This is a genomic window from Streptomyces sp. NPDC097981, assembly GCF_040302565.1.
Taxonomy (GTDB): domain Bacteria; phylum Actinomycetota; class Actinomycetes; order Streptomycetales; family Streptomycetaceae; genus Streptomyces.
This window is the reverse complement of the sequence record NZ_JBEORW010000018.1, coordinates 76,745-91,175: the sequence shown is the minus strand read 5'-3', so window position 1 is coordinate 91,175 and position 14,431 is coordinate 76,745. Positions and strand designations below refer to the sequence as shown.

Genomic DNA, 14,431 nt, shown 5'->3' with positions numbered 1-14,431 from the left:
CTGCGTTACAGCTGAAGCAGCTGTACGCCTCGGACCTTACCCGTCTGATGATCGTGATCCACGTGCTCCGCCGGACCCTGTTGGCAGATCACGCATACACCACCTTGGGCCGCGATCATCTCGTCGCGCTCGGCCTCGGTGATGCCGTACTTGCGCTTGAAGTAGCTCGCCCGGTTCCGCTGCGCCCGGCACTCCTTGCAGTAGCTGGCCCAGCCGTCCGAGCTCGTCCGGTTGAGCTCCCACTCGGAGTGAGGCTTGATCTCTCCACAGTCAGGGCACCGCTTGTGGCCGGACGGCACGGGGATCTTGACCCGTACCGTCCGCCCGGCGGCTTCCTGGCGCGCCCTGTAGTGGTCAGCCTGGCATTCCCGGCAATACGCCTGGAATCCATCCCGCATCGAACGGTTGCTCGCGAAAGCCTCGTGAGGTAGCACGCGCTTACACCGAGAACAGCACTTCATGCCTTCCGGCACGCTGTTGACCAAAACCCCCCGCACCTTCAATTCGAAGATCAAATAGCCAAACGACCTTTACTGGCCACCCTTTTGGACGAATGACCTCACGAAATCCTCGGCGTTCTCCTCCAAGACGTCATCGATTTCGTCGAGTACCGAGTCGACGTCGTCGGAGAGTTTTTCCTGTCGTTCCTTGAGGTCGGACTGTGCCTCCGCGGCCTGCTCCTCGACCTCCTCGGAAGAGCGAGTCGCCTTCTGCTGTCCGCCGCCGGTGTCCTTCGTCGCCATGTCTACCTCACCCCGCTCGGTTCGCACGCTCACGTAGAAAGGCCCCGGATCGGGACCTCTCCCAAGATCAGACCCTACGTCGGACCCTACAAGGAGGGCCCGGCATTCGTCCCCGCACTTTCATAACGTCCGGGTGTTCCCATGATTCCCGGACCGAGGGCTTTTCAGCCCTCAGTTCCCGCTGAGTACCCGCACCAGGTCCTCCGCCGTGCGGCAGCGGTCCAGGAGCTCCTTGACGTGCTTGCGCGTACCCCGCAGGGGTTCCAGCGTCGGGACCCGCTGGAGGGAGTCGCGGCCCGGGAGGTCGAAGATCACAGAGTCCCACGAGGCCGCGGCGACATCGTCCGCGTACTGCTCCAGGCACCGGCCCCGGAAGTACGCCCGGGTGTCCTCCGGCGGCTTGCCCTGGGCGCGTTCCACCGCCGGCTCCTCCACGAGCCGCCTCATCTTGCCTCGGGCCACCAAGCGGTTGTACAGGCCCTTCTCGGGCCGTACGTCCGCGTACTGGAGGTCCACCAGGTGCAGCCGGGCGGCGTCCCAGCCGAGCCCGTCCCGCCTGCGGTAGCCCTCCAGGATCTCGCGCTTCGCGATCCAGTCGAGCTCTCCCGAAAGGCTCATCGGGTCGCTCTCCAGCCGGCCCAGGACGTCCTCCCAGCGGACCAGCACGTCCTTGGTCTGCTCGTCCGCGTCGGAGCCGAAACGCTCGTCCACGTACTTCCTGGCCAGCTCGAAGTACTCCATCTGGAGTTGTACGGCGGTCAGGGTGCGGCCGCTGCGCAGCGTGATCAGGTGGCGCAGGTCGGGGTCGTGGGAGACCTGGTGCAGGGTGCGCACGGGCTGGTCCACGGCCAGGTCGACGCCGATGAAGGAGTCCTCGATCATCGAGAGGACGAGGGCGGTGGTGCCGAGCTTGAGGTAGGTGGAGATCTCGGAGAGGTTCGCGTCGCCGATGATCACGTGGAGGCGGCGGTACTTCTCGGCGTCCGAGTGGGGTTCGTCGCGGGTGTTGATGATGGGGCGCTTGAGGGTGGTCTCCAGGCCGACCTCGACCTCGAAGTAGTCCGCGCGCTGGCTGATCTGGAAGCCGTGCTCGCGGCCGTCCTGGCCGATGCCGACGCGGCCTGCGCCGGTGACGACCTGGCGGGAGACGAAGAAGGGGGTCAGGTGGCGCACGATCTCCGAGAAGGGGGTCTCCCGCTTCATCAGGTAGTTCTCGTGCGTGCCGTAGGAGGCGCCCTTGTTGTCGGTGTTGTTCTTGTAGAGGTGGATCGGCTGGGCGCCGGGGAGCTGGGCCGCCCGTACGGCCGCCTCTGCCATGATCCGCTCGCCGGCCTTGTCCCAGAGGACGGCGTCGAGCGGGTTGGTGACCTCCGGGGAGCTGTATTCGGGGTGGGCGTGGTCGACGTAGAGCCGGGCGCCGTTGGTGAGGATGACGTTGGCGAGGCCGATGTCCTCGTCGGTGAGCTGGCTGTTGTCGGCGGCCTCGCGGGCGAGGTCGAAGCCGCGGGCGTCCCGCAGCGGATTCTCTTCCTCGAAGTCCCAGCGGGCGCGTCGCGCCCGGTGCATCGCAGCCGCGTAGGCGTTGACGATCTGGGACGAGGTGAGCATGGCATTGGCGTTCGGGTGGCCCGGGACGGAGATCCCGTACTCCGTCTCGATTCCCATTACTCGCCGTACGGTCATGCGGCCCTCCTTGCCCGGCGGCGCTCCCGTTCGGGAGCGGCGCTCAAGTACCGCTGGTGCTCCGGTGCGTGTGCGGTGCCCGTCCCCGCACTGCGCGACCGGCGGTACGGAAGAGCCTAGAACCACTCCGCGCTGGTGGGGAGATCATTTCGGTCATTGCCTTCGCCCTGTCACCGGCTGAAAAGAGCAGTCGGTAAAGCAGTCGGCTGCGGGTGCCCGGCGAGGGCACCCGCAGCCGCCCTGTTGGATCAGAGGTACTGACCGGTGTTTGCCACCGTGTCGATGGAGCGTCCGGTGTCCGCGCCCTGCTTTCCGGTGACGAGGGTGCGGATGAATACGATCCGCTCGCCCTTCTTTCCGGAGATCCGGGCCCAGTCGTCCGGGTTGGTGGTGTTCGGCAGGTCCTCGTTCTCCTTGAACTCGTCCACGCAGGCCTGGAGGAGGTGGGAGACGCGGAGGCCCTTCTGGTTGTGCTCCAGGAAGGCCTTGATGGCCATCTTCTTCGCCCGGTCCACGATGTTCTGGATCATGGCGCCCGAGTTGAAGTCCTTGAAGTAGAGGACTTCCTTGTCGCCGTTGGCGTACGTGACCTCAAGGAAGCGGTTTTCCTCGGTTTCGGCGTACATCTGCTCGACGACTGTCTGGATCATGCTGTGGACGGCCACCTCGGGCGAGCCGGAGTGCTCGGAGAGGTCGTCGCTGTGGAGCGGCAGCGAGGCCTTGAGGTACTTGGCGAAGATGTCCCTCGCCGCCTCGGCGTCGGGGCGCTCGATCTTGATCTTCACGTCGAGCCGGCCGGGGCGCAGGATGGCCGGGTCGATCATGTCCTCGCGGTTGGAGGCGCCGATGACGATGACGTTCTCCAGGCCTTCCACGCCGTCGATCTCTGCGAGCAGCTGCGGGACGATGGTGTTCTCCACGTCCGAGCTGACTCCGGATCCGCGGGTGCGGAAGAGGGATTCCATCTCGTCGAAGAAGACGATGACGGGGGTGCCCTCGCTCGCCTTCTCCCGGGCACGCTGGAAGACGAGGCGGATGTGCCGCTCGGTCTCGCCGACGTACTTGTTGAGGAGTTCGGGGCCCTTGATGTTCAGGAAGTAGGACTTCCCGGCGGGCTGGCCGGTGACCTCGGCGACCTTCTTGGCAAGGGAGTTGGCGACAGCCTTGGCGATGAGCGTCTTGCCGCAGCCGGGCGGGCCGTAGAGCAGGATGCCCTTCGGCGGGCGCAGTTCGTGCTCCTTGAACAGGTCCGGGTAGAGGTAGGGGAGCTCGACCGCGTCGCGGATCAGCTCGATCTGGTCGCCCAGGCCGCCGATCTTGTCGTAGTCGATGTCCGGGACCTCTTCGAGGACGAGTTCTTCGACCTCGCTCTTGGGGACGACCTCGTAGACGTAGCCGGAGCGGGGTTCGAGCAGGAGGGCGTCGCCGGGGCGGATGGTGATGTCCAGGAGCGGCTCGGCGAGCCTCACCACCCTCTCCTCGTCGGTGTGCCCGATCACCAGGGCGCGCTCGCCGTCCTCAAGGATCTCCTTGAGGGTGACGATGTCCCCGGCCCGTTCGAACTCCATGGCCTCGACCACGTTCAGGGCCTCGTTGAGCATGACCTCCTGGCCGCGCCGGAGGTCTTCCGGGTCGACGCTGGGGCTGACGTTCACGCGGAGCTTTCGGCCCCCGGTGAAGATGTCGACGGTGCCGTCTTCGTTCGACTGAAGGAAGACGCCGAAGCCGGCCGGCGGCTGTGCGAGCCGGTCGACTTCCTCCTTGAGTGCCACGATCTGGTCGCGGGCCTCACGGAGCGTATTTGCCAGTCGCTCGTTTTGTGCGGAGACGCCGGCCAGGTTTGTCTGGAGCTCGACGATCCGCTCTTCGAGAATCCTCGTGTGTCGCGGAGAGTCGGCGAGCTTACGTCGCAGGACGGCGATTTCCTGCTCGAGATAGGCAACCTGGCCGGCGGGGTCCTCAGACCCTCGCCCCGGCCGGATGCCGCGGTTGATGTCGTCGTCGTGGGCTGCCACGGTCCTCACCTCCTCCAAGGGGAGCTGGACGCTTCCTGACCCTACCTGGGCTGGTGGTGATTGAAACCCCTAGATCACAAAGACGGTAGAGGTGTGTCCGATCTTCACCCTTGCGTACTCCCTCACGCCAAGGAAATACCCACCCATCAACATCGGAAAGCGGCCGGTTGTAAGGTCGAACCGTTCAACACCCGTCAGGGCTCGCGCGACTTGCCGCGGCTCGTGGCGGAAACGGATCACTGAGCGCAGGAAACGGCAGGAGATATGACCGTGCAGCAGGAGGCTCCCACGGGCGGCGGCGGGCAGGCCGGCGAGCCACTTGAGGTCTGGATCGATCAGGACCTCTGCACCGGTGACGGCATCTGCGTGCAGTACGCGCCGGAGGTGTTCGAGCTGGACATCGACGGTCTGGCGTATGTGAAGAGCCCGGAGGACGAGCTTCTGGTGGAGGCGGGGGCGACGACTCCGGTTCCGCTGACGCTGCTGCAGGACGTGGTGGACTCGGCGAAGGAATGTCCGGGTGACTGCATCCACGTGAGGCGCGTTTCGGACAGGGTCGAGGTCTACGGCCCCGACGCAGAGTGACGGTTCAAACGCTCCGGGCGTCTGAGTTCGTCAGCTCCTGGCGGAATTTTCCGCCGCTCCAGCGCCACTTGGCGAGCTGCTTCACGTCGGGGCTGTAGCGCGGTACCTGGGGTGAGGAGTAGCCGACGAGACGGGCGGTGACGACTCCGTCGCGGACGGCGAGGTCGGTGGCGGTCTGTCGTTTCCCGGCTTCGAGCAGGGTGGCCACGACCCTCGGGACGGCGCCGGGCTCCTTGTCCTGGGTGAGTACGTAGATCGCGTGGGGCGGGGTGCCGGATCCCGCGTCGCAGCGGACGGCGGCGACGGTCTCGGGGCGGCCGTCGCCGTCGAGGTCTCCCTGGGCGGTGGCCGTGACGGCCGTCGGGAGGCCTTTGCAGTCGAGCGGGTACGTGGCCCGGGCCGGGTCGGGGGCGGTGGCCTGCGGGCCGCTGGCGGGGGCCGCGGAGGCGCCGGCGGCGGGAGCCGCGGAGGGGCTGGCGGCGGCATCCGGCTGGAGGAGTCCCGCGGCGGCCATGACGGCGGCCATGGCGGTGGCCGTGGCCAGCCAGTGGACGGGCCTGGCGGTGCTGTGCGCCAGGGTTTCCAGTGTCGGCGTCGGCTCGGCGGTGCGGTGCGGCACGCGGGGTGTCTCCTGTGCTAACGGTGACGGGGAGCCAGCATCGTGCCACACCTCACAGCGGGGTGGAACGTCCGGGTCCGGGTCGGCTGGGGCCGGTGTCGAGGACAACGAAAAGGCGCTGTGGCGCAGTTCCCGGATCGTCCGGGGAACTGCGCCACAGCGCCTTGGTGTTGGGGTGCGGCGGGGTCGGCCGGAGCCGGTGTCAGCCGCGGTCGCCGGAGCTCCCCTGGGAGGTGCCCCCACCGGACTGGCTTCCGGGTCCGTCGTAGTCCTCGCCGTAGGCGCCCTTGGCGGGGCGGCGGCGGCGCATCGGGGGCTCGACGCCGTCCGCGAGGCGGCGGGCGGTGACGAGGAAGCCGGTGTGGCCGATCATCCGGTGGTCCGGGCGGACGGCCAGGCCTTCGACGTGCCAGTTGCGGATCATCGATTCCCAGGGCTGCGGTTCGGCGTAGCAGCCGAACTCGCGGATGGATTCGACGGTGCGGGCGAGCTGGGTGGTGGTGGCCACGTAGCAGCACAGGATGCCGCCGGGGACGAGGGCCTTGGAGACGGCCTCCAGGCACTCCCAGGGGGCGAGCATGTCGAGGATGACGCGGTCGACGTCGGTGTCGGACAGGTTGTCCTGGAGGTCGCCGACGGTCAGCTGCCACGCGGGGTGCGGGCCGCCGAAGTAGCGCTCGACGTTGGCCGTGGCGATCTCGGCGAAGTCCGCGCGGCGCTCGTAGCTGTGGAGCATGCCCTGGTCGCCGATGGCGCGCAGCAGGAAGCTGCTCAGGGAGCCGGAGCCCACGCCTGCCTCGACGACGCGGGCGCCGGGGAAGATGTCGGCGAAGGCCAGGATCTGGCCCGCGTCCTTGGGGTAGACCACGGCGGCACCGCGGGGCATGGACAGGACATAGTCGGGGAGCAGGGGGCGCAGCGCGAGGTACGCGACGTTCCCCGTGGTACGGACAACACTGCCCTCGGGAGCACCGATCAGCTCGTCGTGCGGGAAGGAACCCTTGTGGGTGTGGAAATTCTTCCCTGCTTCGAGCGTGAACGTGTAGTGGCGGCCCTTGGGGTCGGTGAGCTGAACCTGGTCCCCGACCTTGAAGGGCCCGCGTCGGCGGGCGGCACCGGTCGGTTCGGACATGTGACCAGTGTATTGGCTTCAGGGCTGGGGCCGTGCCATGGCTTTCACGAAGGCCTTTTCGACGTCTCGGGAGGAGAGTACGCCGTAGATCGCGCCGCCGGGTTCGATGACGAGGTATTCGGTGGCGGGGTGGGTGCGCAGGTGGTCGAGGAGTCCTTCGCCGGTGAGGTCGGCGGGGACTTTCATGCCGTCGGTGAGGTCTTGGGCGAGGCCGTTCACGGAGACCCACGGGCGGCGGTGCTCGGGGACCGAGACGATGGCGGATTCGCGGACGATGGCGGTGGGGTCGCCGTGGCCGTCGACGACGACGAGGGCGCTGGCGCCTGCTTCGCCGGCGCGGCGCAGGGCTTCGGAGAGGGGGGTGTCGGTTTCGACGGGGACGGCGCGGCGGGTGAGGGTGCGGGCGCGTAGTTCGGGGAGGTGTTCGCGCAGGCGGGCCATGCGCAGGCTGTTGCCGGCGCCGGTCCAGATGATGGCGGCGAGGATCGCGGCGAGCAGGGCGTCCATGACCGTGTTCATGCCGGTCGACTCGCTGGCTCCGGTGCGTGAGCCGAGGGTGCCGGTGTGGGTGATCAGCGGCAGTCCGATGAGGACGGCGACGGCGAGGGCGCGGCCGATCCAGGCGGCGGCGACGGTGCCGGCCATGGGTTTGCCGGTGATGCCCCAGATGAGGGCGCGGAGCATGCGGCCGCCGTCGAGGGGGAGGCCGGGCAGGAGGTTGAAGGCGGCGACGAGGAGGTTGGAGATCATCAGTCCGGCGAGGAGGACGCCGGGGACGGTGGCGGGGTCGACGAGTTCCATGCCGAGGTAGAAGGCGCCGGCGAGGAGGAGGGAGAGGAGGGGGCCGACGGAGGCGAGGACGAATTCGCGGCCGGGGCTCTCGGACTCCTTCTCGATTTCGGAGACTCCGCCGAAGAACTGGAGCTGGATGCGTCGCACGGGGAGTTTGAAGCGGAGGGCGGCGACGGTGTGGGCGAGTTCGTGGACGAGGACGGAGGCGTAGAAGGCGACGGCGAAGAAGAGGGAGACCAGGTAGCGGGCGGGGCCCAGGTCGGGCAGGACGCGGTCGAGCTGGTCGCCGAAGACCCAGGTGATGAGGGCGGCGACGAGGAACCAGCTGGGCGAGACGTAGACGGGCACGCCGAAGGGGCGGCCCATGAGGATGCCGCCGCCCGGTCCGGAGCGTTTGTCTGCGCGCTCGCCGGTGTCCTCGGTGTCTGCCACGGCTGTCCTTCGTTCGGTGCTGTCCGGCGGGTTGCGGCCGGCGGTGCTTTCAGTGTGGTCCAGGTGCACGGTCGGTGCGGGGCGGGGTGCCGGGTGGCGCGGCGTGATGTTCCGATCATGCAGTGCGAGGGGGCTCGTCGTCGATGGTATGCGCGCGCTGTCGGCGGCGGGTCGTAGGGTTTTGTCCATGACGACGAGCCCCGGTCCGGTTCCAGGCGCAGCCGATGCCGATGCAGCGCCGTGCGCTGTGGCGCCTTCTTCGCTGTCCCCGTCGCGGGCGAGCGATTTCATGCAGTGTCCTCTGCTGTACCGGTTCCGGGTGATCGACAGGCTGCCGGAGAAGCCGAGTGCGGCGGCGACACGGGGCACACTGGTGCATGCGGTGCTGGAGCGGTTGTTCGACGATCCGGCGCAGGAGCGGACGGCGCCGCGGGCGAAGGCGTTGATTCCGGGGCAGTGGGACCGGTTGCTGGAGTCGAAGCCGGAGTTGTCGGAGCTGTTTCCGGACGGGGCCGAGGGGGCGGGGCTGGCGCGCTGGCTGATGGAGGCCGAGGCGCTGGTGGAGCGGTGGTTCACGCTGGAGGACCCGACGCGGCTGGAGCCGGTGGAGCGGGAGTTCTTCGTGGAGACGGAGCTGGAGTCGGGGCTGCGGCTGCGCGGGATCATCGACCGGGTGGATGTGGCGCCGTCGGGCGAGGTGCGGATCGTCGACTACAAGACGGGCAAGGCGCCGCGGCCGGAGTATGCCGAGGGTGCGTTGTTCCAGATGAAGTTCTACGCGCTGGTGGTGTGGCGGCTGAAGCAGGTGGTGCCGCGGCGGCTGCAGCTGGTGTATCTGGGCAGTGGGGACGTGCTGACGTACGACCCGGTGGTCGCGGATCTGGAGCGGGTGGAGCGCAAGCTGCTGGCGCTGTGGGATGCGATCAGGGAGGCGACGGAGACGGGTGACTGGCGGCCGCGGCCGACGAAGCTGTGCGGCTGGTGCGATCACCGGGCGGTGTGTCCGGAGTTCGGCGGGACTCCCCCGGCCTATCCGCTGGTGATCGTCCCGAGGCCGGGGTCCGGGGCCGGGCGTGAGGGCGGGGCGGAGGCCGGGGCGGCGGGTCGCCCGGGGGAATCCTGAGGGGCCGTTCAGGGCAGAATGGGCGGCGTCCGTCGATGCCGCCGTTCGAATACGAGGTACCCCCTGTGGCGATCCGCGTCCTACTGGTCGACGACCAGCCGCTGCTGCGCACCGGCTTCCGGATGATCCTGGAGGCCGAACAGGACCTGGCGGTGGTCGGTGAGGCCGGGGACGGTCTGCAGGCGCTGGACCAGGTACGGGCGCTGCAGCCCGATGTGGTGCTGATGGACATCCGGATGCCCCGGATGGACGGGGTGGAGGCGACCCGGCAGATCACTGGTCCGGGCCGGGACGGGCCGGCGAAGGTACTCGTGCTGACCACGTTCGATCTGGACGAGTACGTGGTGGAGGCGCTGCGGGCAGGGGCGAGCGGGTTCCTGCTGAAGGACGTGCCGGCCAATGAGCTGGTGCAGGCGATCCGGGTGGTGGCGGGTGGCGAGGCGATGCTCGCGCCGAGCATCACGCGGCGGTTGCTGGACAAGTACGCGGGGCATCTGCCGTCGGGCGAGGACCGTGTCCCGGACACGCTCGGCACGCTGACGGAGCGGGAGGTCGAGGTGCTGAAGCTGGTGGCGCGCGGCCTGTCGAACGCGGAGATCGCGGCGGACCTGTTCGTGAGCGAGACGACGGTGAAGACGCACGTGGGGCACGTGCTGACGAAGCTGGGCCTGCGTGACCGGGTGCAGGCTGCGGTGTACGCGTACGAGAGCGGTCTGGTGCGGCCGGGCGCCGGGCAGTAGTCCGCCGGGCGGCAGCGCCCCGGGCAGTGGCCGGGAACAGCCCGAAGGGGCCGGCAGCCGCATCACGCGGCTGCCGGCCCCTTCGCCGTACCGAGGGCGGGTCAGCCCTTGCTGATCTCCCAGAAGCGGAAGACGGTGGAGGCGTCCAGCGACCACTGCAGGCCCGTCACGTTCTGGCGGGTGACGGCGTACTGCTTGCCCTGCCAGAGCGGGAGGATCGGGATCTCGTCGGCGACGATGTCCTGGAGGCGGTTGTAGTCGGTGGTGGCCGCGGTGCGGTCCGACTTCGCGGAGGTCGACGGGATGATGGTCCCGGTGATCTCCTTGTTGTCGTAGTTGTTGTGCAGGACGTTGTCCGGGCCGAAGAACGGCTGCGTGAAGTTGTCGGCGTCCGGGTAGTCGGGCACCCAGCCCTTCACGTAGACGCCGTACTTGCCGTCCTGGATGTCCTTCTCGTACTGCCCGAACTCGACGGACTTGACGTCGGCCTCGAAGAGTCCGCTGTCGTTGAGCTGCTTGGCGATGAGCTGGAATTCCTGGTCCGTGGACGGGCCGTAGCGGGTGGGCGTCGAGTACAGGGTGATCTTCACCTTGTCCTTGATGCCCGCGGCGCGCAGGACGGCTTCGGCCTTCTTCGGCTGGGGGCTGCCGCCGTAGCGGTCGAAGAAGGCGGTGTTGTGGGAGCCGATGCCGGCCGGGACGATCGAGTACAGCGAGGTCGCGGTGCCGTCGTAGACGTCCTTGACGAGCGCTTCGCGGTCGACGAGGTAGGCGATGGCCTTGCGGATGGGGAGCTTTCCTGCGACCGGGTCGTTCATGTTGAAGACGAGGTGCTCGACTTCGGCGCCGGTGCCCTGGACGACGTCGACCTTGTTGTCCCCGGTCTTGGTGGAGGACAGGCTGGCGATGTCCTTGGCGGCGAGGCCGCGGAAGGCGAAGTCGACCTCGCCGCTTTCCAGGACCTTCTTGAGGGCGGCCTGGTCCTCGTTGAAGAACTTGAGGGTGACGCCGGTGTTCTTCGCCTTGGCCTTGCCGCTGTAGGAGTCGTTGACGGAGAAGCTGGCGCTCTTCTCGTTGATCGAGTCCAGCTTGTAGACGCCGGAGCCGACGGCCTTGCCGTCGGTGCGGAGCTTGTCCGCCGGGTACTCGCTGTGGTCGACGATGGAGCCCGCGCCCGATGCGATCTTGCTGGGGAAGGTCGCGTCGGACGTCTTGAGGCGGAAGACGACGGTGTTGTCGTCGGGGGTGTCGATGCCGGCGATCGAGGACAGCATCACGGCGGGGCCGTTGTCGTCATTGATCTTCAGCGTGCGCTCGAAGGAGAACTTGACGTCCTTGGAGGTGAGGGCGTTGCCGTTGCTGAACTTCAGGCCGGTGCGCAGGGTGCACTTGTAGAGCTTGCTGTCGCCGCCCTCGAAGTTGCAGGCCTGGGCGGCGTCGGGCTCCGGCGTGGTGCCGCCCTTGGGGAAGCTCAGCAGGGACTGGAAGACGTTGTTGAAGAGCAGCCAGGACCCCGGGTCGTAGCCCGATGCGGGGTCGGTGGACTTCACCTTGTCGGATATTCCCATGACCACGCCCTTGCCGCCGCCGGCGGTCGGGCTGTCGGTCGAACCGCAACCGCTGAGCAGCGCGGCGGCGGTGGCTGCGCCGAGCGGGGCCGCCAACCACTGGTTACGTCTCATCACGCGAACGTCCTTCACAGTCTCACTGTTTCGTTGCGCCGGCCTGCGACACCCGCCGCCGGTTGCTGCCGGTTGCTGCCGGTCTCAGCCGCTGACACCGCGGCCGAGTTCCCACAGCTGGAGGTCGGAGATGGCGTTGACCGACCACTCCACTCCGGTGATCCCGTCGCGTGCGGCGACGTACTGCTTGCCCTGCCACAGGGGCAGGACGGGCACGTCCTCGGCGACGATGTCCTGCATCTCCGTGATCGCGGGGACGGCGACGTTGCGGTCGACGGCGCGCCGGGATTCGGGGATGAGCTTGGTGCGCACCGTGCTGTTCGCGTACGGCGTGCCCAGGAAGTTGTCCTGCTCCAGGAAGGGAGCGAGGAAGTTGTCGGCGTCCGGGTAGTCGGGGAACCAGCCGAGCCCGTAGGCGGCGTAGTCGCCCTTCTTCTGCGCGGGCCGGAAGTCGGACCAGTCGGAGCCCTGGACGGTGACGTCGAACAGCTGGGTGGAGTTCAGCTGGTTCTTCAGCGTCTCGAACTCGGTGGCCGTGCCGTCGCCGTAGTGGTCCTTGGTGTAGTTCAGCGTCAGTTTGACGGGGGTCTTGATCCCGGCGGCCTTCAGCAGGTCGGCGGCCTTCGCGGTGTTGGCCTCGCCGTACTTGTTGAAGAAGGAGTTGACGTGGCCGGTGACGGTGGTGGGGACCAGCGAGTACAGCGGCTGCGCGCCCTTGCCGTAGACCTTGTCGATGATCGCGTTGCGGTCGACGGCGGCGGCGAGGGCCTGGCGTACGGCCTTGTCCTTGACGGCCGGGGCCTCGGTGTTGAAGCCGATGTAGCGGATCTCCAGGCCGGGCATCGGGACCAGCTTGACGCCCTTGGGCGGCTTGGCGGAGAACTCGGCGATCTGGGCCGGCGACAGGGTGCGGGAGACCATGTGGACGGACCCGGCGGTGAGTGCCTTGCTCATGGCGGCGGAGTCGGCGAAGGTGCGCAGTTCGACCTTGTCGTTCTGCAGCTTGAGGTCGCCCTTGTAGTTCGGGTTCTTGGTGAAGACGGCCCGGACGAGGTGGTTGTCCTTGACCTCGGCCTTCATCGTGTACGGGCCGGATCCGTCGACGGAGAAGCCCTCGCGGAGCTTCTTGGCGTCGTAGTTCTTCTCGCTCACGATGCCGGCGGCCGGGGTGGAGAGCTTGTACGGGAAGGTCGCGTCGGGGGTCTTCAGGTGGAAGACGACCGTGTCGGCGGCCTTCACCTCGACGGTGTCGAGGGTGGAGAGCAGCGAGGAGGGGCCGTTCTCGTCCTTGATGGCGAGGACGCGGTCGATGGAGAACTTGACGTCCTTGGCGGTGAGCGGCTCGCCGCCCGCGAACTTGAGGCCGGGGCGCAGGGTGCAGCGGTAGCTCTCGTTGCCCGTGTCGGTGAAGCGGCAGTCGGAGGCCGCTTCGGGGACGGGCTGGCCGCCGCCGCGGGGGGTGTGCATCAGCGTCTGGACGGTCTGCCGCAGGACGTTCCAGGCGCCGGCGTCGTAGGCGTAGGCCGGGTCGAACGGTGCGGGAGCGTAGTCGGCTGCCTCGAACCGGTCGGTGGTGCCGACGACGATCGCTCCGGATCCTGCTCCGTTCCCGCTCGTGCTGCCGCATGCGGCGAGCACGGGGGTGAGCAGTCCGGCCGCGGCCGTCAGCACCAGGGTCTTGCGGTTCATGCTGGAAGTACTCCCTTGACCGGCACTTGTTTTAAGCGGCGTAGAGGGCACTTCGCGGCGGTCGCCCGTTCAGGGCGGAACGATCGGGCCGGTGTTGTGACGATCGGTCCACGCGGTCCCGGCGCAAGGGTGTGCGTCCGGGGCGGCAGCGGTGCGGCGTAGTGCCCGCGTCGACATTAGTGGCCTGGGACGGGATGGCTTGAACTGGCAGGACTTGGGGGGTATTCGCACGGTGATGGGTGCGGACTGCCTGTCTATGTGGAGTCACCGCAGATTCGGTCAGGAGCTGATCAATCCGGACACAAGGGAAGCGTTCCAAGCCCCCCGACAGGTCCGTCGGGGGCTTGGCGGGTGACAAAGGTCACCCGGGACACTCGCCACGGAAAGGATGGAATTTCAGCCTCCGGGCCATAGAACGGAAGATCCTTCCGCGGGATCGCGGTCTGGCGGCCCTTCCGTTCGGCACTGAGCGTATGCGGTCAGTTCATCGGAGTGATGAGGGAGCGCAGGAACGGAAGGTCGACGTCCTCCAGCGAGCGGACGATGGTCCGGCCCGGGGCGGGCGGGATGACGCCGACCGAGGGGACGGCCACGACGCGGCAGCCGGCGGCCTCGGCGGAGGCGACGCCGGTCGCGGTGTCCTCGATGACCGCGCACCGCGAGGGGTGGGCGCCGAGGGTCCGGGCGGCCAGCAGGTACGGGTCGGGGTGCGGCTTGGTGCGGACCACCTCGTCGCCGGCCACGCTCAGCGCGAACCGGTCGGGGCCCAGGGTGCGCAGCACCCGGTCGATGACGCGGCGGTGCGAGGCGGAGACGAGGGCGGTGGGCACGTTGTGCCGGGCCAGCTCGGCCAGGAGCCGCTCGGCCCCCGGCATCAGCGGCACCTGGTCGGCGATCCGCGCCTCGAAGCGCTCGTTGAGCAGGACGCTCAGGTCCGAAAGGGTGATGGCGGCGCCGGTGGACTCGATGAGGAAGGCGGCGCTGCGGGTCATGGGACCGCCGACGACGATGTCGCGCCAGGACTCCTCCAGCCGGTGGCCGAGCTCGCCGAAGACGTCCACCTCGATCTCCCACCAGAAGCCCTCGGTGTCGACGAGGGTGCCGTCCATGTCCAGCAGCACCGCCTGGAGGGCATGCCCGTCGGCCGTAAGGGCGACGGGCGCGGGAACGGTGCTGGTCATCCGGCACACCTCTTT

General features: G+C 68.2%; 13 protein-coding genes. 3 read left to right on the top strand and 10 right to left on the bottom strand.

What is annotated here, in order from left to right; all coding sequences use genetic code 11:
• Positions 1-5: 5 nt before the first annotated feature.
• The 4 genes from ABTY04_RS19155 to arc all read right to left on the bottom strand — a co-directional run bounded on the left by ABTY04_RS19155 (position 6) and on the right by arc (position 4,441).
• On the bottom strand, positions 6-515 hold the full coding sequence (locus tag ABTY04_RS19155) for an endonuclease domain-containing protein (protein WP_352214519.1): 510 nt from the start codon (positions 513-515) through the stop codon (positions 6-8).
• A gap of 15 nt (positions 516-530) precedes the next feature.
• On the bottom strand, positions 531-743 hold the full coding sequence (locus ABTY04_RS19150; RefSeq protein WP_352214518.1) for a ubiquitin-like protein Pup: 213 nt from the start codon (positions 741-743) through the stop codon (positions 531-533).
• A 171-nt stretch (positions 744-914) separates the two neighbouring features.
• Complete coding sequence (gene dop / locus ABTY04_RS19145) at positions 915-2,426, bottom strand: depupylase/deamidase Dop (protein WP_352214517.1); 1,512 nt, start codon at positions 2,424-2,426, stop codon at positions 915-917.
• 248 nt (positions 2,427-2,674) lie between these two features.
• Positions 2,675-4,441 carry a proteasome ATPase gene (arc, locus tag ABTY04_RS19140; protein WP_352214516.1) on the bottom strand — a complete coding sequence of 589 codons (1,767 nt, stop codon included), beginning with the start codon at positions 4,439-4,441 and terminating at the stop codon, positions 2,675-2,677.
• A gap of 264 nt (positions 4,442-4,705) precedes the next feature.
• Between arc and ABTY04_RS19135 the strand changes: the two genes are divergently transcribed.
• A complete protein-coding gene (locus ABTY04_RS19135) occupies positions 4,706-5,026 on the top strand; it encodes a ferredoxin (RefSeq protein WP_352214515.1) in 321 nt (106 codons plus the stop codon).
• A 4-nt stretch (positions 5,027-5,030) separates the two neighbouring features.
• On the opposite strand, the gene ABTY04_RS19130 is transcribed toward ABTY04_RS19135, so the two are convergent.
• The 3 genes from ABTY04_RS19130 to ABTY04_RS19120 all read right to left on the bottom strand — a co-directional run bounded on the left by ABTY04_RS19130 (position 5,031) and on the right by ABTY04_RS19120 (position 8,292).
• Complete coding sequence (locus ABTY04_RS19130; RefSeq protein ID WP_502996670.1) at positions 5,031-5,645, bottom strand: hypothetical protein; 615 nt, start codon at positions 5,643-5,645, stop codon at positions 5,031-5,033.
• Between the two features lie 202 nt (positions 5,646-5,847).
• The gene (locus ABTY04_RS19125) at positions 5,848-6,777 is read right to left on the bottom strand and encodes a tRNA (adenine-N1)-methyltransferase (protein WP_352214514.1); all 930 of its coding nucleotides are present in this window, start codon (positions 6,775-6,777) and stop codon (positions 5,848-5,850) included.
• An 18-nt stretch (positions 6,778-6,795) separates the two neighbouring features.
• Entirely contained in the window at positions 6,796-8,292 is a 1,497-nt protein-coding gene (locus tag ABTY04_RS19120) for a site-2 protease family protein (RefSeq protein WP_352214513.1), read from the bottom strand.
• Here ABTY04_RS19120 and ABTY04_RS19115 point away from each other — a divergent pair.
• Positions 8,189-9,124: a RecB family exonuclease gene (locus tag ABTY04_RS19115; RefSeq protein ID WP_352214512.1), complete on the top strand. Its 936-nt coding sequence runs from the start codon at positions 8,189-8,191 to the stop codon at positions 9,122-9,124. The genes ABTY04_RS19120 and ABTY04_RS19115 overlap by 104 nt on opposite strands.
• A gap of 65 nt (positions 9,125-9,189) precedes the next feature.
• A complete protein-coding gene (locus ABTY04_RS19110; protein WP_352214511.1) occupies positions 9,190-9,864 on the top strand; it encodes a response regulator in 675 nt (224 codons plus the stop codon).
• A 101-nt stretch (positions 9,865-9,965) separates the two neighbouring features.
• Here ABTY04_RS19110 and ABTY04_RS19105 read toward each other — a convergent pair whose 3' ends face one another.
• The 3 genes from ABTY04_RS19105 to ABTY04_RS19095 all read right to left on the bottom strand — a co-directional run bounded on the left by ABTY04_RS19105 (position 9,966) and on the right by ABTY04_RS19095 (position 14,416).
• Entirely contained in the window at positions 9,966-11,546 is a 1,581-nt protein-coding gene (locus ABTY04_RS19105) for an ABC transporter substrate-binding protein (protein ID WP_352214510.1), read from the bottom strand.
• Positions 11,547-11,630: 84 nt separating this feature from the next.
• Complete coding sequence (locus ABTY04_RS19100) at positions 11,631-13,235, bottom strand: ABC transporter substrate-binding protein (protein WP_352214509.1); 1,605 nt, start codon at positions 13,233-13,235, stop codon at positions 11,631-11,633.
• A 479-nt stretch (positions 13,236-13,714) separates the two neighbouring features.
• Complete coding sequence (locus ABTY04_RS19095; protein ID WP_352214508.1) at positions 13,715-14,416, bottom strand: HAD family hydrolase; 702 nt, start codon at positions 14,414-14,416, stop codon at positions 13,715-13,717.
• Positions 14,417-14,431: the final 15 nt, after the last annotated feature.

What these genes read in the sequence shown, in the direction of transcription:
- ABTY04_RS19120 (WP_352214513.1), bottom strand. Translation starts at nt 8,292, where the DNA reads ATGAAATCGCTCGCCCGCGACGGGGACAGCGAAGAAGGCGCCACAGCG.
- ABTY04_RS19095 (WP_352214508.1), bottom strand. Translation starts at nt 14,416, where the DNA reads ATGACCAGCACCGTTCCCGCGCCCGTCGCCCTTACGGCCGACGGGCAT.
- ABTY04_RS19105 (WP_352214510.1), bottom strand. Translation starts at nt 11,546, where the DNA reads ATGAGACGTAACCAGTGGTTGGCGGCCCCGCTCGGCGCAGCCACCGCC.
- ABTY04_RS19115 (WP_352214512.1), top strand. Translation starts at nt 8,189, where the DNA reads ATGACGACGAGCCCCGGTCCGGTTCCAGGCGCAGCCGATGCCGATGCA.
- ABTY04_RS19150 (WP_352214518.1), bottom strand. Translation starts at nt 743, where the DNA reads ATGGCGACGAAGGACACCGGCGGCGGACAGCAGAAGGCGACTCGCTCT.
- ABTY04_RS19135 (WP_352214515.1), top strand. Translation starts at nt 4,706, where the DNA reads ATGACCGTGCAGCAGGAGGCTCCCACGGGCGGCGGCGGGCAGGCCGGC.
- ABTY04_RS19125 (WP_352214514.1), bottom strand. Translation starts at nt 6,777, where the DNA reads ATGTCCGAACCGACCGGTGCCGCCCGCCGACGCGGGCCCTTCAAGGTC.
- ABTY04_RS19100 (WP_352214509.1), bottom strand. Translation starts at nt 13,235, where the DNA reads ATGAACCGCAAGACCCTGGTGCTGACGGCCGCGGCCGGACTGCTCACC.
- dop (WP_352214517.1), bottom strand. Translation starts at nt 2,426, where the DNA reads ATGACCGTACGGCGAGTAATGGGAATCGAGACGGAGTACGGGATCTCC.